Annotated in this window: 15 protein-coding genes and 1 pseudogene; 7 read left to right on the top strand and 9 right to left on the bottom strand. The window is 67.7% G+C overall.

Going from position 1 to position 22,931, the window contains the following annotated elements:
* The first annotated feature begins 260 nt into the window (after nt 1-260).
* The 3 genes from LIN44_RS20955 to LIN44_RS20945 all read left to right on the top strand — a co-directional run bounded on the left by LIN44_RS20955 (nt 261) and on the right by LIN44_RS20945 (nt 5,201).
* Entirely contained in the window at nt 261-2,183 is a 1,923-nt protein-coding gene (locus LIN44_RS20955) for a PrkA family serine protein kinase (RefSeq protein ID WP_227316159.1), read from the top strand.
* 37 nt (nt 2,184-2,220) lie between these two features.
* Nucleotides 2,221-3,483, top strand: a complete 1,263-nt coding sequence (locus tag LIN44_RS20950) for a YeaH/YhbH family protein (RefSeq protein ID WP_227316158.1) — start codon at nt 2,221-2,223, stop codon at nt 3,481-3,483.
* A gap of 164 nt (nt 3,484-3,647) precedes the next feature.
* Complete coding sequence (locus LIN44_RS20945; RefSeq protein ID WP_227316157.1) at nt 3,648-5,201, top strand: SpoVR family protein; 1,554 nt, start codon at nt 3,648-3,650, stop codon at nt 5,199-5,201.
* Between the two features lie 29 nt (nt 5,202-5,230).
* On the opposite strand, the gene LIN44_RS20940 is transcribed toward LIN44_RS20945, so the two are convergent.
* The 4 genes and pseudogenes from LIN44_RS20940 to LIN44_RS20925 all read right to left on the bottom strand — a co-directional run bounded on the left by LIN44_RS20940 (nt 5,231) and on the right by LIN44_RS20925 (nt 11,027).
* Nucleotides 5,231-6,229 (bottom strand): acyl-CoA dehydrogenase family protein, encoded by a 999-nt coding sequence (locus LIN44_RS20940; RefSeq protein ID WP_227316156.1) that lies wholly within the window; start codon nt 6,227-6,229, stop codon nt 5,231-5,233.
* Between the two features lie 38 nt (nt 6,230-6,267).
* On the bottom strand, nt 6,268-7,428 hold the full coding sequence (locus tag LIN44_RS20935) for an acyl-CoA dehydrogenase family protein (RefSeq protein ID WP_227316155.1): 1,161 nt from the start codon (nt 7,426-7,428) through the stop codon (nt 6,268-6,270).
* Nucleotides 7,429-7,862: 434 nt separating this feature from the next.
* Nucleotides 7,863-8,884 (bottom strand): annotated as a pseudogene (locus tag LIN44_RS20930) (IS110 family transposase).
* Nucleotides 8,885-9,803: 919 nt separating this feature from the next.
* Nucleotides 9,804-11,027: a CaiB/BaiF CoA-transferase family protein gene (locus LIN44_RS20925; protein ID WP_227316154.1), complete on the bottom strand. Its 1,224-nt coding sequence runs from the start codon at nt 11,025-11,027 to the stop codon at nt 9,804-9,806.
* A gap of 105 nt (nt 11,028-11,132) precedes the next feature.
* On the opposite strand from LIN44_RS20925, the gene LIN44_RS20920 reads away from it, so the two are divergent.
* Nucleotides 11,133-12,023 carry a LysR family transcriptional regulator gene (locus tag LIN44_RS20920; RefSeq protein WP_227316153.1) on the top strand — a complete coding sequence of 297 codons (891 nt, stop codon included), beginning with the start codon at nt 11,133-11,135 and terminating at the stop codon, nt 12,021-12,023.
* A gap of 29 nt (nt 12,024-12,052) precedes the next feature.
* On the opposite strand, the gene LIN44_RS20915 is transcribed toward LIN44_RS20920, so the two are convergent.
* Nucleotides 12,053-13,213 (bottom strand): helix-turn-helix transcriptional regulator, encoded by a 1,161-nt coding sequence (locus tag LIN44_RS20915; RefSeq protein ID WP_227316152.1) that lies wholly within the window; start codon nt 13,211-13,213, stop codon nt 12,053-12,055.
* Nucleotides 13,214-13,482: 269 nt separating this feature from the next.
* The gene (locus tag LIN44_RS20910) at nt 13,483-15,825 is read right to left on the bottom strand and encodes a mechanosensitive ion channel family protein (protein ID WP_227316151.1); all 2,343 of its coding nucleotides are present in this window, start codon (nt 15,823-15,825) and stop codon (nt 13,483-13,485) included.
* A 284-nt stretch (nt 15,826-16,109) separates the two neighbouring features.
* Here LIN44_RS20910 and LIN44_RS20905 point away from each other — a divergent pair, with 284 nt between their 5' ends.
* The gene (locus LIN44_RS20905) at nt 16,110-16,892 is read left to right on the top strand and encodes an SDR family NAD(P)-dependent oxidoreductase (RefSeq protein ID WP_025586544.1); all 783 of its coding nucleotides are present in this window, start codon (nt 16,110-16,112) and stop codon (nt 16,890-16,892) included.
* 79 nt (nt 16,893-16,971) lie between these two features.
* Nucleotides 16,972-18,555 carry a fatty acid--CoA ligase gene (locus tag LIN44_RS20900; protein ID WP_227316150.1) on the top strand — a complete coding sequence of 528 codons (1,584 nt, stop codon included), beginning with the start codon at nt 16,972-16,974 and terminating at the stop codon, nt 18,553-18,555.
* Nucleotides 18,556-18,730: 175 nt separating this feature from the next.
* Here LIN44_RS20900 and LIN44_RS20895 read toward each other — a convergent pair whose 3' ends face one another.
* From LIN44_RS20895 to LIN44_RS20885, 3 genes are all read right to left on the bottom strand, one after another.
* Complete coding sequence (locus LIN44_RS20895; protein WP_227316149.1) at nt 18,731-19,222, bottom strand: DUF421 domain-containing protein; 492 nt, start codon at nt 19,220-19,222, stop codon at nt 18,731-18,733.
* 143 nt (nt 19,223-19,365) lie between these two features.
* On the bottom strand, nt 19,366-20,364 hold the full coding sequence (locus LIN44_RS20890; RefSeq protein ID WP_227316148.1) for a tripartite tricarboxylate transporter substrate binding protein: 999 nt from the start codon (nt 20,362-20,364) through the stop codon (nt 19,366-19,368).
* A gap of 100 nt (nt 20,365-20,464) precedes the next feature.
* Complete coding sequence (locus LIN44_RS20885) at nt 20,465-21,568, bottom strand: porin (RefSeq protein ID WP_227316147.1); 1,104 nt, start codon at nt 21,566-21,568, stop codon at nt 20,465-20,467.
* Between the two features lie 321 nt (nt 21,569-21,889).
* On the opposite strand from LIN44_RS20885, the gene LIN44_RS20880 reads away from it, so the two are divergent.
* Nucleotides 21,890-22,768, top strand: a complete 879-nt coding sequence (locus tag LIN44_RS20880) for an alpha/beta fold hydrolase (protein WP_227316146.1) — start codon at nt 21,890-21,892, stop codon at nt 22,766-22,768.
* The last annotated feature ends 163 nt before the right edge of the window (nt 22,769-22,931 follow it).

The raw sequence follows: 22,931 nt of genomic DNA, 5'->3' as shown, positions 1-22,931 counted from the left end.
GAAGCCGAGTAAAAATCAGCCGGACGCTGACAGGAAAGTCCGGCGGCAAAGGCAGCGGCAAGGCAGCACCGAAACATCCGTTGCGTCGATGCCGGAATCGTCAACTCGGACTCCACCATCGCCGTTATTTGACTATGATGAAGTAAAGACTTCGCAACATGACAGGTCGCCAGGCCGGGGTGGTGTACCGCGAACGTTGCGCGAAGCCTTTGAGGTAGCACTACCTACGCCTCGGACGTGAACTCTGACGGGAGTGAGGTATGGACATTTTTGGCCATTACGCTACGCGGTTCGAAGCTCGCAAGGAAGAGGAATACAGCATCCAGGAATACCTGGAGATCTGCAAGAAGGATCCGACTGCCTACGCGACCGCTGCCGAACGCATGCTCGCCGCGATCGGTCAGCCTGAGCTGGTGGATACCCACCACGATCCCAGGCTGTCCCGCCTGTTCTTCAACAAGGTCATCCGCATCTATCCGGCCTTCCGCGACTTCTACGGCATGGAGGACACGATCGAGCAGATCGTCTCGTTCTTCAAGCACGCCGCGCAGGGCCTGGAAGAGCGCAAGCAGATCCTGTATCTGCTCGGGCCTCCGGGCGGCGGCAAGTCCTCGCTCGCGGAGAAGCTGAAGGCGTTGATGGAGCAGATCCCCATCTACGCGCTGAAGGGCTCGCCCATCCACGAGTCGCCCCTGGGTCTGTTCTCGCCCGAAGAAGACGGCAAGATCCTGGAAGAGGACTACGGCATCCCGATCCGCTACCTGAACACGATTGCCTCGCCATGGGCAGTCAAGCGCCTGCACGAGTTCAACGGCGACATCACCAAGTTCAAGGTGGTGAAGCTGCGTCCGTCGGTGCTGTCGCAGATCGCGATCTCGAAGACCGAGCCGGGCGACGAGAACAACCAGGACATCTCGTCGCTGGTGGGCAAGGTGGACATCCGCAAGCTCGAGGACTTCCCGCAGGACGACCCGGATGCGTACTCCTATTCCGGCGGCCTGTGCCTGGCCAACCGCGGCCTGCTCGAGTTCGTCGAAATGTTCAAGGCGCCGATCAAGGTGCTGCACCCGCTGCTGACCGCGACCCAGGAAGGCAACTACAAGGGCACCGAAGGCTTCGGCGCGATCCCGTTCGACGGCGTCATCCTGGCGCACTCGAACGAGGCCGAGTGGCAGACCTTCAAGGCGGACAAGAACAACGAGGCTTTCCTCGACCGGATCTATATCGTCAAGGTGCCGTACTGCCTGCGCGTGTCCGACGAGGTGAAGATCTACGACAAGCTGCTGCGCAGCAGTTCGCTGTCGGCCGCCCCATGCGCGCCCAACACGCTGAAGATGATGGCGCAGTTCGCGGTGCTCACCCGCATCAAGGAGCCCGAGAACTCGAACATCTTCTCGAAGATGCGCGTCTACGACGGCGAGAGCCTGAAGGATGTCGACCCGAAAGCCAAGTCGTACCAGGAATACCGCGACTACGCCGGCATCGACGAAGGCATGAACGGGCTGTCGACGCGCTTCGCGTTCAAGGTCCTGTCCAAGGTCTTCAACTTCGACAACACCGAAGTGGCGGCCAACCCGGTGCACCTGCTGTACGTGCTCGAGCAGCAGATCGAGCGCGAGCAGTTCCCGCCGGAGCAGGAAGCCAAGCTGCTGTCGTATATCAAGGAGTACCTGACCACCCCATTCGTGGAGTTCATCGGCAAGGAGATCCAGACCGCCTACCTGGAGTCGTATTCGGAGTACGGGCAGAACATCTTCGACCGCTATGTGGTGTTCGCCGACCTGTGGATCCAGGACCAGGAGTACCGCGATCCCAACACCGGCGAAATCCTCGACCGCAACGCGCTGAACGACGAGCTGGAGAAAGTGGAAAAACCCGCGGGGATCTCGAACCCGAAGGATTTCCGCAACGAGATCGTCAACTTCGTGCTGCGGGCGCGGGCCAACAATGGCGGCAAGAACCCGGTCTGGACCAGCTATGAAAAGCTGCGGATGGTGATCGAGAAGCGCATGTTCTCCACCACGGAGGACCTGCTGCCGGTGATCTCGTTCAATGCCAAGTCTTCGCGCGAAGACCAGGACAAGCACGAGAACTTCGTCAACCGCATGGTCGAGAAGGGGTACACGCCCAAGCAAGTGAGACTGTTGGTGGAGTGGTATCTGCGCGTAAGAAAGTCATCGTAACGGCGCCGCGGAACAGGTCTCTCAACGAGGGCAACATATGGCTACGGTCATCGATCGGCGCGAAAACGGCGGCAACAAGAGTGCCGTCAACCAGCAACGCTTCATCAAGCGCTACCGCGAGCAGATCCGGCAAGCGGTGGCAAAGGCGGTGTCCGGCCGGAAGATCATGGACATCGAGCAGAGCGGCCAGGTGTCCATTCCGGTCAAGGACATCAGCGAACCGATCTTCCACCACGGCCCGGGCGGGCGGCGCGAGTGGATTCACCCTGGCAACAAGAAGTTCGTCAAGGGCGATTCCTTCGACCGCCAGCAGCAGGGCGGCGGCGGGACCGGTTCGCGGGCCAGCGACAGCGGCGAGGGCGAGGACGATTTCGTCTTCACGCTGTCGCGCGAGGATTTCCTCAACTTCTTCTTCGAGGACATGGCGCTGCCGGACCTGGCCAAGCGCCACCTCGCCAAGATTGCCGAGGTGCGCAAGGTGCGCGCCGGCTTTTCCATCGACGGCACGCCGTCCAACCTGTCGATCCTGCGCACCATGCGCAGTTCGCTGGGGCGGCGCATCGCACTGTCCAGCCCTTACCAGAAGCGCCTGCGCGAACTGGAGCTGGCCTATGCCGAGGCGCTGGAAAAAGACGGCCCCTACGCCGAGGGCACGCTCGAGCTGATGGAGAAAATGCGGCACCTGCGTGCCTGCATCGACCGCGTTCCCTTTATCGAGAAGCTCGACCTGCGCTACAACAACCGCGTGCTGAAGAAGCGCCCGCAGGCGCAGGCGGTGATGTTCTGCCTGATGGACGTGTCCGGCTCGATGGACGAGAGCCGCAAGGACCTGGCCAAGCGCTTCTTCATGCTGCTGTACCTGTTCCTGAAGCGCAACTACGAGCGCATCGACGTGGTGTTTATCCGTCATCACACAGTGGCGAAGGAAGTCGAAGAGGAAGACTTCTTCCACTCGCGCGAGTCCGGCGGCACGGTGGTGTCGAGCGCGCTGAAGCTGATGGTGGAAGTCATCCACGACCGCTATCCGCCCAGCCAGTGGAACATTTACTGCGCGCAGGCTTCCGACGGGGACAACTGGGCCGGCGATTCCGAGCTGTGCGGCCGGCTGCTGCGCGAGTCCATCCTGCCGCTGGTGCAGTACTACGCCTATGTGGAGGTGGCCTCGGAAGAGCCGCAGAACCTCTGGGAAGAGTATCTGACGGTGAAGAGCCAGTTCGATCACTTTGCGATGCAGCGCATCATCGGCGCGGACGAGATCTACCCGGTGCTGCACGACCTGTTCCAGAAACGCGCGGCATAATCAGTGCTGGCTGGCCTGGTTGTCGACGGATTGTCGGCGGGTTGTTGGCAAGGTTGCCGGCACGCCGCGGTGAATGAAGGCAAGATTGGCAAGACAGGGGACCCGGCGGCGCGCCCGTGCCGCAGCATCGGCCTGCCTGTCCTGCGCGGACAAAAGGGGCGAAGATGGCTTATCTGTCCACGGGTTCGGAATGGACCTTTGAACTGATCAACCGGTATGACCGCGAGATTGCCCGCATTGCCGGCGAATTCGGCCTGGATACCTATCCCAACCAGATCGAGATCATCACCGCGGAGCAGATGCTCGACGCCTACGCGTCGGCGGGGCTGCCGGTAGGCTACAGCCACTGGTCCTACGGCAAGCACTTCCTGGCGTCGGAGCGCAGCTACCAGCGCGGCCACATGGGGCTGGCCTACGAGATCGTCATCAACTCCAATCCCTGCATCGCCTACCTGATGGAGGAGAACACCATGCCGATGCAGGCGCTGACGATCGCGCACGCCTGCTACGGCCACAATTCCTTCTTCAAGGGCAACTACCTGTTCCGCACCTGGACCAACGCCGACGCCATCGTCGACTACCTGCTGTTCGCCAAGAACTACGTGGCCGAGTGCGAGCAGCGCTACGGCGAGCAGGAGGTGGAGCTGCTGCTGGACTCCTGCCACGCGCTGCAGAACTACGGCGTGGACCGCTACAAGCGGCCCAAGAAGCTGTCGATCACCGAGGAAAAGGCGCGCCAGGCCGATCGCGAGAACTACCTGCAGATGCAGGTCAACGACCTGTGGCGCACGCTGCCCAAGCACCGGCCGCACGCGCTGGCGTCGGAAGATGAAACCGCCGAGCCGGATGTGCCGTTCCCGCCCGAGCCGCAGGAGAACCTGCTGTACTTCATCGAGAAGAACGCGCCCAAGCTGGCGCCGTGGCAGCGCGAGATCGTGCGCATCGTGCGCAAGATCGCGCAGTACTTCTACCCGCAGCGCCAGACCAAGGTGATGAACGAAGGCTGGGCCACGTTCTGGCACTACACCATCATCAACCAGCTGTACGAGGAAAAGCTGGTCAACGATGCCTTCATGATGGAGCTGCTGCAGGCCCACACCAACGTCATCTACCAGCCGCCGTACCACAGCCCCTACTACAGCGGCATGAACCCCTACACGGTGGGCTTCCTGATGTTCCAGGACCTGCGCCGCATGTGCGAGAACCCGACCGACGAAGACTACCGCTGGGCGCCCGAGATCGCCGGCACCGACTGGCGCAAGACGCTGGACTTTGCCATGCGTAACTTCAAGGACGAGAGCTTCCTGCTGCAGTTCCTGTCGCCGCGCGTGATCCGCGAACTGAAGCTGTTCTCGGTGCTGGACGATGACCGCGAGGGCAAGCTGCGCGTGACCGCGATCCACGACGACGAGGGCTACCGCGCCATCCGCCAGCTGATGGCGGCGCAGTATGACCTTTCGAGCATGGAGCCCAACATCCAGGTCACCAACGTCGACGTCGGCGGCGACCGCTCGCTGACGCTGCGCCACCTGCAGAGCGACCGGCGGCCGCTGGCGCACAACTTCGACGAGGTGGTGCGGCATGTGACGCGGCTGTGGGGCTTTACCGTGCGGCTGGAGGTGGCCTACGAAGACGGCCGCACCGAATTGAAGTACGAATGCAAGCCTGAGCGTCGCCACCGCCGCCCGCACGGCAGCGGACTGAGCCTGGCCGCCTGAGCGGCAGGCTCATCCCCGGGCCCGTCGCTTCAGGCGGCGGGCGCCGGCTCGCACCAGCCACGCACCAGTTCCACCGCCGTGCGGCCCGCGTCGGCGCACACCGCTTCGCCTAGCACGCGGCTCCACCAGCGTTCCGACCCGTCCGCCACGCGCCACGCATGCAGCCGGCGCGTATAGAGTTGCAGGTCGTATTCCTCGGTAATGCCGATGGCGCCGTGCACCGCATGGGCGATCGCGGCCACGGGCGTGACCGCGTCGCTGGCGCGCAGCTTGCCGATCGCCGCGCGCAGCGGGTCTGGCGTGGCGCCGTCGCTGTCGCAGGCCAGCTGCGCCGCCACGCGTGCCGCGGCGACATGCTCGGCCATCTCGCTGACCTGGTGCTGGATCGCCTGGAACTTGCCGATGGCGCGGCCGAACTGCTGGCGGTCGTTGGCGTATTGCAGCGTCAGGTCGAGCACCTGCGACAGCGCCCCGGCCAGCTGCGCCGCATGCAGGCAGGCGCCCAGCGTGCGCACGGTACCGGCCGGCAGCAGGCATGCCGCCGGCGCCGTGGCCTCGCGACGCGGGACGCGCAGCGTCAGGTCGCCGTGCGCACCGGTGGCCTCGGCGCGCGCCGCCGCGGCAGGCAGCAGCACGCAGCGCTCGCCGTCCTGCAGCAGCAACCACTGCGCGTGGCGCGCGTCCGCCACCAGCGTGGCGGCGGCGCCGTCGTCAAAGCTTGCCAGTGCGATCGGGCCGTCTGGCAGCGCAACGCCGGCGCCATGCAGCAGCACGCGCGCAAAGATGGTCTGCGCCAGCGGCAGCGGCAGGGCATGGCGGCCGGTGACGAACAGCACCGGCGCCAGCTCGCGCAGCGGCAGCGCGGCGCCGCCGGCGGCTTCCGGCAACAGGCAGTCGGCGAAGCCGCTTTCGCGCAGCGCTTGCCACAGCGGCTGCGGGTCGGCCTGCTGTTCCAGCGCGCGCACCGTGGCGGGCGTGCAGCAGTCGCGCAGCAGCGCGTCGAGGGCATCGGAGTAGGCGTTATGCATGGGCAATCTCGTTCAGGATGGCAGTCGACGGGACCGGATCAGCGCAGGCCCAGCCCGCGCGCGATCATGCCGCGCAGGATTTCGCGGGTGCCGCCGCGCAGCGAGTACGATGGCGCGATCTGCGTCACATAGGCCAGGGTGCGGTACAAGGCCCCGTCGGCCGCGAGTGCCGGTTCGTCGCCGAGCGCGGCTTCCACCAGCGCCGGCACCGACTGCTCGAAGGTGGTGCCCAGGTCCTTGACCAGCGCCGCCTCGACCACCGGGCTTTCGCCCGCGGCCAGCCGCGCCGTGACCGCGAGCGACATCGCGCGCAGCACCGCCAGGTGGCCGGCAAGGCGGCCCGCGGTGACGGTGTCGCGGCGCGCGGGGGGCAGCCGGCGCAGGGCATCGAGCCAGGTGTCGAGCAGCACCACGCTGGAATACAGCCGTTCCGGGCCGCTGCGCTCGAACGCCAGCTCGGCGTTGACCTGCTCCCAGCCGCTGCCTTCGTTGCCGATCAGCGCATCCGCGGCCAGCACGACGTCGTCGAAGGTCACTTCCGAGAAGTGCGCATCGCCGGTCAGGTCATGGATCGGCCGCACCGTGACGCCCGGCGCGTGCAGGTCGACGATGCACTGCGAAAGTCCGGCGTGGCGGTCCTGCGGCGTGCCCGAGGTGCGCACCAGCGCAATCATGAAGTGGCAGCGGTCGGCGTTGGTGGTCCAGATCTTGCGCCCGTTCAGGCGCCAGCTGCCATCCGGCTGGCGCACCGCGCGCGTGGCCACACTGGCCAGGTCCGAGCCGGAATTGGGCTCGCTCATGCCGATGCAGAAGAAGGCCTCGCCGCGGCTGATCGGGGGCAGGTAGCGCGCCTTCTGCGCGTCGTTGCCGTAGCGCAGGATCAGCGGGCCGCTCTGGCGGTCGGCAATCCAGTGCGCCGATACCGGCGCGCCGCACGCCAGCAGCTCTTCCACCAGCACGAAGCGAGAAAACGGGTCCAGCCCCGCGCCGCCGTATTGCGCCGGCAGCGTAATGCCGACCCAGCCGCGCGCGGCCAGCGCCCGGCTGAAGCCGGCATCGAAGCCCATCCACGAGCGCGCCCGCGTTTCCGGAGGCAGCGCCGGCAGGTGTTGAGCGAGGAAGGCGCGCACCTCGGCGCGGAACGCGACGGCGTGCGGCGGCAGTGTGGTGAGGCTGAAGGTGGAGAGCAATGCGGTCACGGTGAAATCCTGTGGCTTGATACTGCGAAGTGTGTTGCAGATGCCAGCGGTTTGCTCCCCTCTCCCGCTTGCGGGAGAGGGGCGGGGGAGAGGGCCGGCGCTGGCATACCGCTGCGCAGGACCTTGTCGACACGCCGGCCCTCACCCCAACCCTTATATGAACACCGCCCCGGTTGCAAGGTTTTGGAACCAGCTTGACGTCGCAGGATGGGGCTGCTGCCTTATATCCGGCCTGGAGCGAGTACTTGTTCTCGCGGGCCACAATGGAAGCTGCTGAGAACCGTCCTCAATCTCTCGCCACGGGCTTGTAAGCCGCTTGGGTTGGGGCAGGTTTGGGTTCCCACGGTCCTACCTGTTTCGTCATTGCTGTTTCTTGCCTGTGCAGCCGTGAAGGTTAATCAAGCGCTGGTTAAGGGAAGGTGATGCCCCCCGGCTCAGGCCGGGCGCAAGCTCACATGTCCGGGATCGTATTGGCGCCCATGGGCCATTAATGCCCAGGCTGTCCGGGCGATCTTGTTGGCCAGCGCCACGACCACCACGTTCTTGGGGCGCCGCTGCAGCATGGACAGTGCCCAGGCCGGCGGATGTTTGGTGCGCGTGAGCATCGTGCGTCCGGCGTTGACCAACTGTCGTCGCACGTAAGCGTCGCCGCGCTTGCTGATGTGACCGAGCCGTACGTTGCCGCCCGTGCCGGTCTGCGCGGGAACCAGTCCCAGGCTTGCAGCGAAGGCTCTGCCTGAGCGGAAGGCCTGGGCACAGCCCATGGTCGCGACCAAGGCGGTGGCGGTAATGGGGCCGACGCCGGGAATCTTCTCCACGATCTGCGCGGCCGGATCAGACCTCAGCCATTCTGGAGGTCACGCTCAACCAGTTGGATCTGTTCGTCGAGTTCGCGCAGCGCACAGACCTGCCGCTCCAGCGCGCGCATCAACAAGGGCGGTACGACCTGAGCGACCTCAGCCCAGCGCTGGCGCAGCTCGGCCCGGAAGGCCAGCCGCCCCGTGCGGAAGTGCAGGCCATATTCGCCCAGCAGCCCGCGCATCTGGTTGCTCTGCCGGGTGCGCGTCTTGACCAGCCCGTCCCGTATACGATGCAACGAGAGCACAGCCTGCTGCGCTTCGGTCTTGACCGACACGACCGGCATGTCGGGTTGCCGGGCTGCAGTCCAGATGGCTCGGGCGTCCGCCGCGTCGTTCTTGTTCGTACGCACGAAGGCGCGTACGTAACCCGGGTTGAGCAACACCACTTCGTGGCCAAGGCTCTGGATCTTGCGCGCCCACCAGTGGGCACCGCCACAGGCCTCCAGTGCGATCTGCCCAGGCTGGCAATTGGACAGGAATTCGATGAGCGCGGTGCGGCTGAATCGCCGGTTCTGGGGCTTCCCCGTAATGGGGTCTATCCAGTACATCTGGAACACTGTCTTTGCAATGTCCAGCCCATATGTCATAGCATTCATTTGGGCTCTCCTCGACCTTGAGTGTTGGATCGAACTTTCACTCTGGCACATCGATGCCGTCGGTCAAGCGAGAGCCCCTTTGTTTTCTAGGCCGCGGCCTGGCTTGGCGGTAGATGGGCGGTGTTCATTCCATCTCTCCCGCAAGCGGGAGAGGGAGTACGCAATCGGGAGTTTGAAGACCTGAGGCGCTTGCTGCCGCGGCTGGTTTGCTCCCCTCTCCCGCTTGCGGGAGAGGGGCAAGGGAGAGGGCCAGCGCTGGCATACCGCTGCGCAGGACCTTGTCGACACGCCGGCCCTCACCCCAACCCTCTCCCGCAAGCGGGAGAGGGAGTACGCAATCGGGAGTTTGAAGACCTGAGGCGCTTGCTGCCGCGGCTGGTTTGCTCCCCTCTGCCGCTTGCGGGAGAGGGGCAGGGGAGAGGGCCAGCGCTGGCATACCGCTGCGCAGGACCTTGTCGACACGCCGGCCCTCACCCCAACCCTCTCCCGCAAGCGGGAGAGGGAGTACGCAATCGGGAGTTTTAAGACCTGAGGCGATTGCTGCCGCGGCTGGTTTGCTCCCCGCTCCCGCTTGCGGGAGAGGGGCGGGGGAGAGGGCCAGCGCTGGCATACCGCTGCGCAGGACCTTGTCGACACGCCGGCCCTCACCCCAACCCTCTCCCGCAAGCGGGAGAGGGAGTACGCAATCGGGAGTTTGAAGACCTGAGGCGCTTGCCGCCGCCGCTGGTTTGCTCCCCTCTCCCGCTTGCGGGAGAGGGGCAGGGGGTGAGGGCAGGCGCTGGCATACCGCCACCTTGATACCATCGAGGCGCAAGCGCATGGCTTCATCCAGCAGCCGGCGCGCTGTAGCGGAAGGCCTGGCCCTCATGCAGGTCTTGCCAGTAGAAGCCCTGGCCCAGGCGGGGCAGTTCGGCGTGCGTCATGGTGTCTCCGTGGCGGCGCCGCAGCGCGCGGCGCCGCTCTGTTGCAGTTGTTCGATCTGTTCGGGGCCAAGGCCGGCCTCGGCCAGCACCGCGCGGGTGTGTTCGCCCAGCCGCGGCGGCAGCGCCAGCGGTGCGCGCTGGCCGTCGAAGCGCACCGGCGCCCCGGGAAAGCGCAGCGTGCCCATGGCCGGGTCGTCGACGCTTTCAAAGAATCCGGTGGCGGCCAGGTGCGGATCGGCCGGCAGATCGTCCAGCGTATTGATGCGCGCGACCGGGATCTGCAGCCGCTCGCACAGCGCCACCCAGTGCGCGGTGCTCTGTGCCTGCACGATCTCGCCGGTCAGTTCATACAGGGTCTCGATATGCTCGGTGCGGGCCGCGATGTCGGCAAAGCGCGGATCGGCGGCCAGTTCCGGGCGTCCTGCGGCGTGGAAGAAGTCGCGCCAGTGCGCGTCGGTGTACGGCATCATGCAGACATGGCCGTCGGCGCTGCGGTAGGGGCGGCGCAGCGGCGCCAGCACGCGCGGATAACCGCTCGGGCCGCGCGGCGGCTCGAAGTGGCGGCCGTAGAAGTGCTCGACCAGGTTGAACGCCACCATCGATTCGAACATCGGCACCTCGACCAGCGTGCCAGACCCGGCGCTGCCATCGGCGCGGCGCCGCGCGCGCCCGGCCAGTGCCGCGCACACCGACAGTGCCGCCACCAGCCCGCTGGTCTTGTCCGCGGCAATGGTGGGGAAGTAGCGGCTGTCGCCGGTCTGCGCCGCCATCAGCGCGGCATTGCCAGACAGGCCCTGGATGATGTCGTCGTAGGCCGGGCGGCCGCCATAGGGACCGTCCTCGGCAAAGCCCAGCAGGCTGACGAAGACCAGCTCCGGATGGCGCGCCCGCACCGCGTCGGGCGCCAGCCCGAGCGCCGCCAGCTTCTGCGGGCGCATGCTGTGCATCAGCACGTCGGCGCGCGCCAGCACGCGCTCGAGCGCGGCCTGCGCCGCCGGCTGCTTCAGGTCCAGCACCACGCTGCGCTTGCCGCGGTTGACCCCCAGGAAGATCGCCGCCATGCCGGCTTCGGCGGCGGGCCCGGTGCGGCGCGTGGAATCGCCCTCGGGCGGCTCGACCTTGATCACCTCGGCGCCCAGGTCGGCCAGCCACTGGCTCGCATACGGCCCCATCACCACCGTCGACAGGTCGACCACGCGGATGCCTGCAAGCGGCAGCATAGAGTCTCCGGAGTTTTGTACTGTGGGCCACAGGGTAGATCAGCGGGCGCGGGCTGGTCTAATATTAGTTTTTTAGCAATTGATATCCCGTGGATATTGCAGACCATGGACCTGCGCCAACTGCAGCAGTTCGTCGCCCTGGCCGAGACCGGCAACTTCCACCGCGCCGCCGAACGGCTGCACATGGCGCAGCCGCCGCTTTCGATTTCGATCCGCAAGCTCGAGGAACAGCTCGGCACGGTGCTGTTCGTGCGCACCTCGCGCGGGGTGCGGCTGACGCAGGCGGGCGAGGCCGCGCTGCATGACGCGCGCCGGGCGCTGTTTCACGCGCAGCAGGCGCGCGCCGCGGCGATGGCAGCGGGGCAGGGCGAGCGCGGCGCGTTGCGCATCGGCTTTATCGGCTCGGCCACCTATGCGCTGCTGCCCAAGCTGATCCCGGCATTCCGCGCCGCGCATCCCGGCATCGAGCTGATCCTGCATGAATCCACCACCGCCGCGATCCTGGACCGCCTGGAGAAGCACCAGATCGATGCCGGGCTGGTGCGCTTCCCGATCCTGAGCAGCGGCGGCTATGCGCTGACGCCGCTCGAGAATGATGTCTTTGTCGCCGCCGTGCCGGCCGACAGCCCGCTGGCGCGTGCCGACGCCGTCGCGCTGCGCGCGCTGGCCGAGGAGCCCTTCATCATGTATCCGGCGGCGCAGGTGCCCAACCTGCATGCGGTGGCGATGCTGCTGTGCCAGCAGGCGGGCTTCGTGCCGCGCGTCACGCAGGAGGCGGTGCAGGTGCAGACCCAGGTGAGCCTGGTGGAAAGCGGGCTGGGGGTGGCGCTGGTGCCCAGCGTGGCGGCGCGCTACGCCAACCGGCGCGTGCGCTTCCTGCCGTTGTCGAGCCCGCGGCCGGCGGGCCGCATCGGCATTGCGCTGGCGGCGCGGCCCGATGACGGCGACCGCCAGGTGCAGCGCTTCCTGGCGGCGGCGCAGGCGGCGGTGCAGTAGCTGGCCAGCCGTGCCGCGTTATGGCGCCGTTATGCGGCCCGCGGGCGCGGGGCGCGCGGCCGGATCGCCGGGGTCACGCCGGCCCGCTCCAGGTTGACGCCGGGCAGCAGATGCAGCAGCCGCACCAGTTCGGACTGGCGGTGCGTGCCGGTCTTGCGCAGCGTGTCGCGGATATGCACGCGCACGGTGTGGGGCGAGAGGAACTCGCGCTCGGCAATCTCGTTGAGGGTTTCGCCGGCGGCCAGCCGGATGGCGATGATGCTCTCCTTGCGCGACAGCCCGAACAGCGACGTCAGCACGCCCGCATCCAGCACCGAGCGCGATTCGGAGTTGCCCAGCAGCAGCATCGCCGCCGGCAGCTGCCACGGGCCCTCGACCGGCTGGCGCGAGACCAGCGGCGTGACGATGATCGGCACCGGCTGCCCGCCCGAAGTGATATGCATCCACGAGCCCGACGCGGCGTCGGCGCCGCGGCCGCGCATGGCGCCGTCGAGCAGCTTGCGCAGCACCGCCTGCAGCGTGTCGCTGTGGGCGCGCAGCACGCCGTCCTGCAGCGACAGGTGGCTGTCGGCCTGCACCAGCGCCTCGGCCCAGCTGTTGGCATAGCGCACGCGCAGGTCGGCCTGCAGCACCATCACGCCGAAGTCCAGCGTATCGAGCCCGGCCAGGCCCAGGCTGGCCAGCCCGCTGAGTTCAAAGTTGCGCTGCTGCATGCGCGCAGCGCGCACCCAGTGCGGCATGACATGGGCCAGGCGCCGCTCGCGCTGGCCGGTGCTGATGCTGCCGGCGTTGGTGCCGCTCATCAGCACGCAGACTTCGGCGTTTTCAACCAGGCGGATGCCTTGCTCCAGCTCGCTGCAGGCCGGCGTGGCGGCGCCAGTCGCGGTGCCGGCGCTGTACAGCGCCATCGCATCCGATGGGGTGCGCCCGGCGTCGATCCGGGGCAGGTCGAGAGGGCCGGGCAGGCAGTCGGGCAGGCTGGCGCCGCTGGTGAAACAGCCATGCGGGGTCACGCCCAGGCGGGCATGGCCGGCCAGCTTGTCCCAGATCAGGTAGCGCGGGCTGCCCGTGCAGGTGTAGCGGGAAAAAAGATCGAGGGCGGCGGGCATGGCCGCGACGTCCAGCGCAGACTCATAGATAGAATCGACCAGACGATGGAAATCCTCGTCCGTTGTCGGGTGTTCGCCCATGTTCAGATCCCCCGGTGGCAAACGCCTCTTGCTCTGCGCCACGGCAAGTGGCCACTTCCCTTGGTGTTATCGGTTCCGTTCTGGCGTTCTGTAGTGGCGCCGATACGGCCTGCTGCAGGCAGCGCGCTCGTCGGCGGCGCTTGCCGTACCGCAATCATGCCAAACAATGTTGTATGTTTTATACCCCGTGTTGGGGGGGGGAAGACCCGATTGTGGGCGTAAGTCCCCGCCAGGCCTTATCGGGCGGCGCATTTGCGCCGCCGGTGCGTTCACCGGGGTGCCCCCTTTGGCACCAGTTCCCCGGCGGGCACTTCCACCGTACCGCCATCGACCTGGATGGTCAGGCTCGGCGACGCCATGCGAATGCCGTTGGCGTCGAAATTGCGCTTGAGCCGGGCATTGAAGGCCCGCGTGATCTCCGCCTGCATCAGCGGCCGGGTCTTGATCTGCGCCATCACCACCGGCCCGCTCGGGTCGAAGCGGTCGAGGCCCAGGATCTCGAGTCCGGACAGCAGCTTGCGGCCGTAGCGCAGGTCGCGCGCCAGTTCGGCGCCGGTGGCGCGGATCAGTTCCAGCGCCCGGTCCAGGTCGCTGTGGTAGCTGATGCCGATATTGAGCACGGCGTAGCCGTAGCCGCGCGACAGGTTCTTGACCGCCTTGATCTGGCTGTACGGCAGCGTGTGCAGCGCGCCGCGGCCGTCGCGCAGCTTGACGGTGCGGATGGTCATGGCCTCGACCACGCCGGCGTGGTCGGGCAGCTCGATCGAGTCGCCGATGGCGATGGAGTCCTCGACCACGATGAACAGGCCGGTGATCAGGTCCTGCACCAGGCTTTGCGCGCCGAAGCCGATGGCCAGGCCGACCACGCCGGCGCCGGCCAGCAGCGGCGTCACGTTGACGCCCAGGTTGGCCAGCACCGCGATCACGGTGATCACCAGCAGGCCGATGAAGGAGGCATTGCGCACCAGCGGCAGGATGGTCCTGGCACGCAGGCTGGGCTGCGTGGCGCGCGCGTGCGCGGGCGACAAGGACTGCATGATGGCGGTGTCGATCAGCAGCCAGACCAGCCAGGCCAGCAGCACGGTGCTGGTGACGCGGAACGCGGTCTCGGTCAGGTGGCGCCCGGCGGCCGACGATTCGGCCAGCCGCACCAGCGACGAACCCCACACGCGCATCACGACTTCGACGAAGACGGCCCAGACCAGCACGCGCACCAGCGCCAGCGCAAAGCGCCCGAAGCGCTGCAGGTAGGCCGAGCGGCGGCGGTCGCGGATGCGCGGCGCGCGCGCGCCGGCCTTGGGCGAGCGCCCCAGCACCATGGTCAGCAGCAGCGCGGCGACGAACAGTGCCACCGACGCCACCGTGCGGCGCAGGAACACATCGGCATGGCCGGTGGCCAGCACGGTGCCGATCACCGACGCCACCACCACGGCCAGCACCGGCAAATGCCAGGCATGGCCCGCCAGGCGCAGCAGGTCGGTCACGGCGGGATGGGCCTGGCGGAAAGCCAGCGGCCGCTGGCTGATCAACTGGCCCACCTGGCGCCGGAAACACAGTGCGAACACGCCGATGCCCAGCGCCGCGGCGATATTGGCAAGGGTCGACAGCAGCGCCGACAAGTTGCTGCCCAGCACCGCGGCCATGCGGGCGTCGGCGGCGCCGTTGCCCAGGGCCGCCAGCGCCCCGGTGCAGAACAGCAGCCACGGCGAACGCGCCAGCAGCTGCCGCACCGCCAGTTGCCGATGCGCGCTGCGGAACAGCGCGAAGATGACCTGGCACACCGCCGCCGCGACCGCGCCGGCGACGATGGCATAGGCCAGCAGCACGGCGGCGACGCTGGCCGGCGATTGCGCGAACAGTTGCCGCGCCAGCAGCAGCGTCAGCCCGAACGCCACCACCCACGGCCCGATATGGCGCAGCATGTAGACGCCGACGTCGACCCACGACGGCAGGTCGGGCAGCTTGCCGCGCGGCGCGCGCAGGACCGCCGGGGCGCCGGTCGTGCGCCGCCGCCGCAGCCGATGGCCGGCCTCGCGCAGCAGCCAGCCGCACGCCGCCCATGCCGCCAGCACCAGTGCGAATTCGCGCAGCGAGTCCAGGCCGGAGCGCGTGCCGCCCTGCGTCAGCGCGGCGCGCCATTCGTCGGCGGCGAAGCGCGTGCGCCAGCCCCAGTACTGCCACGGGCCGCGGTCTTCGCGCAGGTGCGCGTCGACCTCGTCCAGCACCTGCGCCATGGCACCGATCAGCCCGGGCGCCGAAGCCGAGGCCGGCGCGGCCGGCGCCGCCATGGCCGCGGAAGCCGCCAGGCCCTGGCGCAGGGTTTGCAGCTGGCGCACCAGCGCACGCCGCTCGCCATCGTCCTGCAGCGTGGTGATCACCTGGTCCAGCGACTGCGCCAGCGGCACGCTGGCGGCAGGGGCGCTGGCCGCTGTCGCGGGTTTTTCCGCCGGCGCCAGCAACGCGGCGAACGGCCCGGCCGGCGCGGCGCGCACCGGCATGGCGCACAGCAGCGCGAGCAGGCCGGCCAGCAAGGCCAGTGCCGTGGCCTGCGCCGTGGTCTGAACCGCAGGCCGGCGGTGCCGGGCGAAGGCGTGAGGGTCGGGTTTGCGCATGGCGGGTGATCGTCTGCCGGGCGGCGCCGGCGCCGGAGTGGCCATCGATCGCGCCACTGTAGCGCATCGGTCGCGTGGTGTGCCGGTGTCCGCGCGCGCTCGGGCGCGCATTCGCGAGCATTCAGGCGCATTCGGCGCATTCGTCGCTTCGGACGATGCATCGGCGGCCCCGATCCCCGAATCTCGAACCCACTCCGGTACCGGCGCCTGCGCGCCTGCCGGCTTCAACCAGATCGCGGTCGCAGCATCGGCCGCACAGCAACAAGAGACAAAGGAAAGACGGCATGGAACTCAATGCATCGGTATCGGCAGTGGTGACGGGCGGGGCTTCGGGGCTGGGCGCGGCGACGGCGCGGGCGCTGGCGGCACAGGGCGTGCGCGTGGCACTGTTCGACCTGAACGCCGAAAAGGGCGAAGCGCTGGCGCGCGAGCTGGGCGGCGTGTTCTGCCAGGTCAACGTGACCTCCGAAGCAGAGGTGGAGGCCGGCTTTGCCAAGGCCCGCGCCGCCATCGGCCAGGAGCGCATCCTGGTCAACTGCGCCGGCACCGGCAACGCCATCAAGACCGCGTCGCGTTCCAAGGAAGCGCCGGACCAGATCAAGCATTTCCCGTCCGATGCCTTCGAGCGCATCATCCAGATCAACCTGATCGGCACGTTCCGCTGCATCGCCCGTTCGGCCGCCGGCATGCTGACGCTCGACACCGCCGGCGGCGAGCGCGGCGTGATCATCAACACCGCGTCGGTGGCGGCGCAGGACGGCCAGATGGGGCAGGCGGCGTACTCGGCGTCGAAGGCCGGCGTGGTCGGCATGACGCTGCCGATTGCGCGCGACCTGGCCGGCGAAGGCATCCGCGTCAACACCATCCTGCCCGGCATCTTCAATACCCCGCTGCTGCAGGGCGCGGCCGAGAACGTCAAGGCCGCGCTGGCGGCCTCGGTGCCGTTTCCGAAGCGACTGGGGCAGCCGGAAGAGTTTGCCTCGCTGGCGGTCGAGATGTGCCGCAACGGCTATTTCAACGGCGAGTCGGTGCGCCTGGACGGTGCCATCCGCATGGCGCCGCGCTGAACCGCTGACGGGCCTGTCGCCACCGGCGAACCCGCGCCACGCGCGTGCGCCGGTGGCATGAAATTCTTGGGAGACGCGGATGGATTTCAGCTACCTGACGACGCTGCCTCACGCGGTGCGCCATTTCGCGCGCCTGCGGCCCGAGGCGGTGGCGTATTCGTTCGAAGGCCGGCAGACCACCTACGCCGAATTCGAGCGCAACACCGATCGCGTGGCGCAGGCCTTGCTGGCCGAAGGCGTGCGCGCCGGCGATCGTATCGGCTATATCGGCAAGAACAGCGACCACTACTTTGAGCTGCTGCTGGGCGCGGGCAAGACCGGCGCGGTGATGGCGCCGGCCAGCTGGCGGCTGGCGCCGCCCGAGGTGGAGTTCATCCTCGGGCATTGCGATGCGGTGGTGCTGTTTGTCGGCGCCGAGTCGGTGGCGATGGTGCGCAACCTGCTGCCGGCGCTGCCGCTGGTGCGCAAGGTGGTGGTGATGGAGCCGTGCGACGGGCAGGGCGACTGGCCGTGCTACACCGACTGGCGCGACGCGCATCCGGCCACGCCGCCCGCGCATGAGCCGGCGGCGCACGACGTGGTGCTGCAGCTGTACACGTCGGGCACGACCGGGCGTCCCAAGGGCGCGATGCTGACGCACCGCAACCTGACCATCGGCACCGAGGTCAGCGAGCGCGAACAGCTGGCCTGGTCGCATTGGGTGGCCGACGATATTTCGCTGGTGGCGATGCCGGTGGCGCATATCGGCGGCTCCGGCTGGGGCCTGCGCAACCTGCTGTCCGGCGCCAAGGGCGTGGTCGCGCGCGAGTTCGATCCGCGCGCGGTGCTCGACTTCATCGAGAAGGAGCGCGTCAGCAAGCTGTTCCTGGTGCCGGCCGCGATGCAGATCGTGCTGCGCGACCCGCGCGCGCGCCAGGTCGACTATTCGCGCCTGAAGTACCTGCTGTACGGCGCCGCGCCGATTCCGGCGGCGCTGCTGCGCGAAGGCATCGAGGTGTTCGGCTGCGGCTTCGTGCAGCAGTACGGCATGACCGAGACCACCGGCACCATCGTCGCGCTGCCGCCCGAGGACCACACCACCGAAGAGGTGCCGCGCATGCGCGCCGCCGGCAAGGCGCTGCCGGGGGTCGAACTGAAAGTGGTGGACTACGAGGGGCGCGAGCTGGCCCCGGGCGAGGTCGGCGAGGTGGTGGTGCGCTCGCAGCACAACATGGCCGGCTACTGGAAGCAGCCCGAAGAGACCGCGCGCACCATCGACGCCGACGGCTGGCTGCGCACCGGCGATGCGGGTTACATGGACGCCGAGGGCTACCTGTACATCCACGACCGCGTCAAGGACATGATCATCAGCGGCGGCGAAAACGTCTATCCGGCCGAGGTCGAAAGCGCGATCTACGGCCATCCGCAGGTGGCCGACGTGGCCGTGATCGGCGTGCCGGACGAGAAGTGGGGCGAGGCGGTCAAGGCCATCGTCGTGCTCAAGCCCGGGGAGGCGGCCGACCGCGATGCCATCCTGGCCTGGACGCGCCAGCGCGTGGCCGGCTTCAAGGTGCCGAAGAGCATCGAGTTCGTCGAGGCGCTGCCGCGCAACCCGTCGGGCAAGCTGCTGCGCCGCAAGCTGCGCGAGCCGTTCTGGCAGGGGATGAACCGGCAGGTGAACTGAGGCCCGTCGCAACCCGGCTCATGCCGTTCAGTCAAGTGAGCGTCGTCCCCGCGAAAGCGGGGACCCAGTGACTTTTAACGACGCTGGGTTCCCGCTTTCGCGGGAATGACGGTAGGAATTGAACCCTTATCTGCCGGCGTTAGCCGCAACCCGGCGGACTACCGAGCCCGCGTCCCTACTCCTTCTTGATCACGCTGACCTTGCCGTCGGCTTCCAGGTAGAGCGCCTTGACGCCGTCGATCGAATCGACGCCATGCTGGCGGTACTTGGCTTCGAGTTCTTCGTCGGTGATGTTCTCCCGCCGCATGTTCTCTTGCAGCTTGACCCCGTCGCGCACCAGCAGCACCTTCTTGGCTTCGGCGAAGCGCTGGAAGGCCGGGTACTTGTAGGAGAGGAAGTCGATCAGCCGGTTCCAGGCGATCAGCGTGATCACCAGCAGCACCGCGTCGGCGACACCTTCGCCCTTGCCGGCCATGCCGTTCTGCGCCGCGTCGGCGACGATCACGATCAGCAGCAGGTCGGCGATGCCCATCGAGCCGATGTCGCGCCGCACCACGAAGCGGAACAGCACGAACAGCGACCAGTACATCACCGTGCCGCGCACGATGATTTCGAGCGGAGAGATGCTGAAGAAGAGCGCTTCGCGCCAGTCGAACGAAAAGTCCATGCTGGCAACGGTGCAAATTTCTTGCCAGCGGTGGCGCAGCGGCCAGCGGCCGCGCGTGGCGCCGGCGCCGCTATACCGGAGATATCGAATGGTAATTCTTACCGGCACGGGCCGGCCGGGCTGCCCGTGCCTGCAAACCGCGGTCAGTCGGCCTGGATGCCGAACTCCTTCACGACCCTGGTGTAGCGGGCCGTGTCGGCGGCGATCAGCTTGCTCAGCACGGCAGGCTCGCCGCCCGAAGGCGTGACCGCGATGGTCGCCATGCGCGCGACCACGTCGGGCATCTTCAGGATCTCGTTGACGTGCGCATTGAGCGTGCGCACCACCTCGGCCGGCATGTTCTTCGGTCCCAGCAGCGCCTGCCACGCACCGATCTCGACATCCTTGTAGCCCAGTTCGGCCAGCGTCGGCACGTTGGGCGCGAACGGCGAGCGCTTCTGGTCGGCGACCGCCAGCGGCACCAGGCTGCCGTTGCCGACGTACTGCGAGATCGCGCCGTAGGTGACGTAGGTGACCGGCACCTGGCCGCCGATCACGTCGACGATGGCCGGCGCCAGGCCACGGTACGGCACCTGGCTGATCTTGATGCCGGCGGACTTGTTGAACAGCTCGCCCATGATGTGCATCGGCGAGCCGTTGCCCGGGGTGGCATAGGTCTCGACCTTGCCGGCCTTGGCGCGCGCCACCAGGTCGCTGACCTTGGTGATGCCGGTGCCCTTGTTGACCACCACGAACAGCGACTGCGTGCCGATCTGGCTGATCGGCGTGAAGTCCTGCTGCACGTCGTAACTGGCGCCGGTGCCGGCGCGCAGCACCAGCGGCGCGATCGCGACGGTGTTGGGCGCGAGCAGCAGCGTGTGGCCGTCCGGGTTGGCGCGCGCGACGTAGGCGCTGCCGATGGTGCCGGCGGCGCCGGTGCGGTTTTCCACCACCACGGACTGCTTCAGGCGCGGGGCCAGCTTTTCGGCCAGCATGCGCGCCAGCACGTCGACGTCGCCGCCGGCGGGGTAGGCGACGACGATGGTGACGGTCTTGCTCGGGTACGAACCCTGGGCCAGCGCGCTGCCGGCGCCGAACAGCGCGGCGGGAGCGAGCGTGGCGGCGGCCAGCGTGGCCAGGAGGTGGCGTCGTGCAGACTTCATGATCTTCAGACCTCGGTAAAACCGGGCACCGGCCCGGAGGCGGTGCCGCGTGGAGTGGAACCCGGCGCGCGGCGCCGGCGACTGCGATGGATCGGCGGGCTCAGAAAATATGCTTGATGCCGAGCATCGAGCCCCACTGGTTTTCGCCCGGGCGCGGGGCGGAACCGGGCGAGCCGCCGCTGACCGACATCGCCAGCTGGCCGCCGTTGTTGATAAAGCCCGCGGTGGCATAGACCGAGGTGCGCTTGCTGAAACTGTAGGTCGCGCGCAGCGCGTACAGCATGGCCTGGTTGTCGCTGCCGTGGTAGTTCAGGAAATACACCTGCCCGGCCAGGTTGACCGCCGGCGTGATGTCGTGCGAGACGCCGGCGTAGTACAGGTCGCTGACCGGGGTCGGGCTGCCCTCGTTGTCGCGGCGGATCCAGCCGGCGCCGAGCTTGGTGTTCTTCAGCAGCATGTAGCCGCCCAGCGACAGGCGGTCGTCGCTCAGGTTGCTGCTGGTCAGGCCGCCGAAGGCGCCCGGGCCGCCGCGCTGCGAGTCGTACGCCGCGATCACGCCCCAGGTCTTGTTGTCGTAGCCGACCATGGCCGACCATTCGCGGCACGCCTTCTTGTCGGCGGGGTTTTCGCCGGCGCAGTTGGTGCCGGCGGGGCTGGGCCCGGCGTTGACCGCGTCGCGCCCGAAGCTGTAGGTGGCGCCGACCACGAAGCCCTTGAAATTGGCCTTGTACGCAACCGCATTGTCGGCGCGCGTATTGGGCAGGTAGCTGTCGAGCGAGCCGGAGCCGTAGACATTGGGCCCGAGGATATCGCTGTCGAGGATGGCCCAGAACAGCATGGTGTACTGGCGGCCGAACGACAGCTGGCCGTAGGGATTGCTCAGGCCGACCAGCGCCTGGCGCCCGAACAGCCGGCCGCCCTGGTTGGCGCTGCCGGTGTCGGGCGAAAAGCCCGATTCCAGCACGAACAGGCCCTTCAGCCCGCCGCCGAGGTCTTCGGTGCCGCGGATGCCCCAGCGCGACGGCACCGTGGCGGTGTTGTTGGGCATGCGCACCAGGCCGTCGCCGTTGGCGCCGACATTGCTCACGTACTCGACGCCGCTGTCGATCACGCCGTACAGCGTGACCGACGATGGCGATGCTTGCGCCGAGGCCAGCAGGGGGAAAGCCGCAAGCAGCGCCGCGGCGGTTCGTGCAAGTTTCATCTACCGGTTTCCTTCCGTTTTCCGTCTTGTGGTGTTTTGCTCTTGTGCTCCGGTACCCCTGCGGATGGCGGCACTGGATGTCGGCTCGGTCTCTTTGTGTTTTATATATGAAACGTCAAACAACATAAGAAACGTTGAGCAGAATATAGCCGCGACTTTCCGGAACATGTGAGGAGGGTTATCCCTAAAGCGACCGGCCCGGATGGCCAGCTCTGGCGTCGCGACGCCGTTTCCGGCAGGCCTATCGTTAACCCTGATGCCGGAGGCCCTGCGGCAGCGCCTATGCTTCAAGGGTTTTATTTGCCAACTATAGTTTTATATATGAAACAAAATCAGCCCCAGACGCCGGCCGAACCGGACCACGGCTTGCTGGAGGCCCTCGACAGCGGGTTTGCCCAGCGCGTGGCGCAAGTGGAGGGCGCGCGCGTGGCCTACCGCTGCGGTGGCGGGACCGGGCCGGTGGTGGTGGTGCTGCACGGCATCAGCTCCGGGGCGGCGTCGTGGCTGCCTTGCGCCAGCCTGCTGGCCGCGCATGCGCGCGTGATCGCCTGGGACGCACCTGGCTACGGCGATTCCTCTCCGTTGCCGCAGGCGCGGCCGCTGGCCGCGGACTATGCGCGCCGGCTCGAGGGCCTGCTGGCGGTGCTCGAGGTGCAGCCGGCATTACTGGTCGGGCATTCGCTGGGAGCGCTGATGGCGGCCGCCTATGCCGCCTCGGCGCGCGCGCTGCCGGCCCGTATGCTGCTGCTGAGCGTGGCGCAAGGCTACGGCGCGGCCGGCAAGGAAGCGCAGGCCAGCGCGGTCGCCAGCCAGCGGCTGGAAGCGCTGGAGACGCTGGGTATCGACGGGCTGGCGCAACGCGGGCCGGCGCGGCTGCTCGGTGAAGCGGCCGATGCGGGCGCGCAGGCCTGGGTGCGCTGGAACATGCGGCGGCTGAACCCGGACGGCTACCGCCAGGCCGTGGCCATGCTGTGCGGCGACGACATCGACGCCTACCTGGCGCGACGTCCGGCGCATCTGCCGACACAGATCGCCTGCGGCGGCCGCGACCTCGTCACCACGCCGCCCGCCTGCGCGGCGCTGGCCGAGCGCTTCGGCCTGCCGTTCGCGCTGATCCCCGACGCCGGGCATGCCTGCTATATCGACCAGGCCGCCGCCACCGCGCGGCTGATCCGTTCCGCCCTGCCTGCCGGCCAGTGATTCCCGTCGGCGGCGTTCTGCCGCCGCGATCGCCGCATCGGCGGTGCCCCGTTTGCGCCGCACGTACCGGGCAATCTGCCCGAGCGCGGGTTAACCCCAGTCAATTTTTGCGCCGTCGTTGTCTATAGTCGTACCTGTGTTCAATATCTAAACCAGTGTTTCA

It is taken from the genome of Cupriavidus sp. MP-37, from assembly GCF_020618415.1.
GTDB lineage: Bacteria > Pseudomonadota > Gammaproteobacteria > Burkholderiales > Burkholderiaceae > Cupriavidus.
This window is presented reverse-complemented; position numbering and strand designations above follow the sequence as displayed.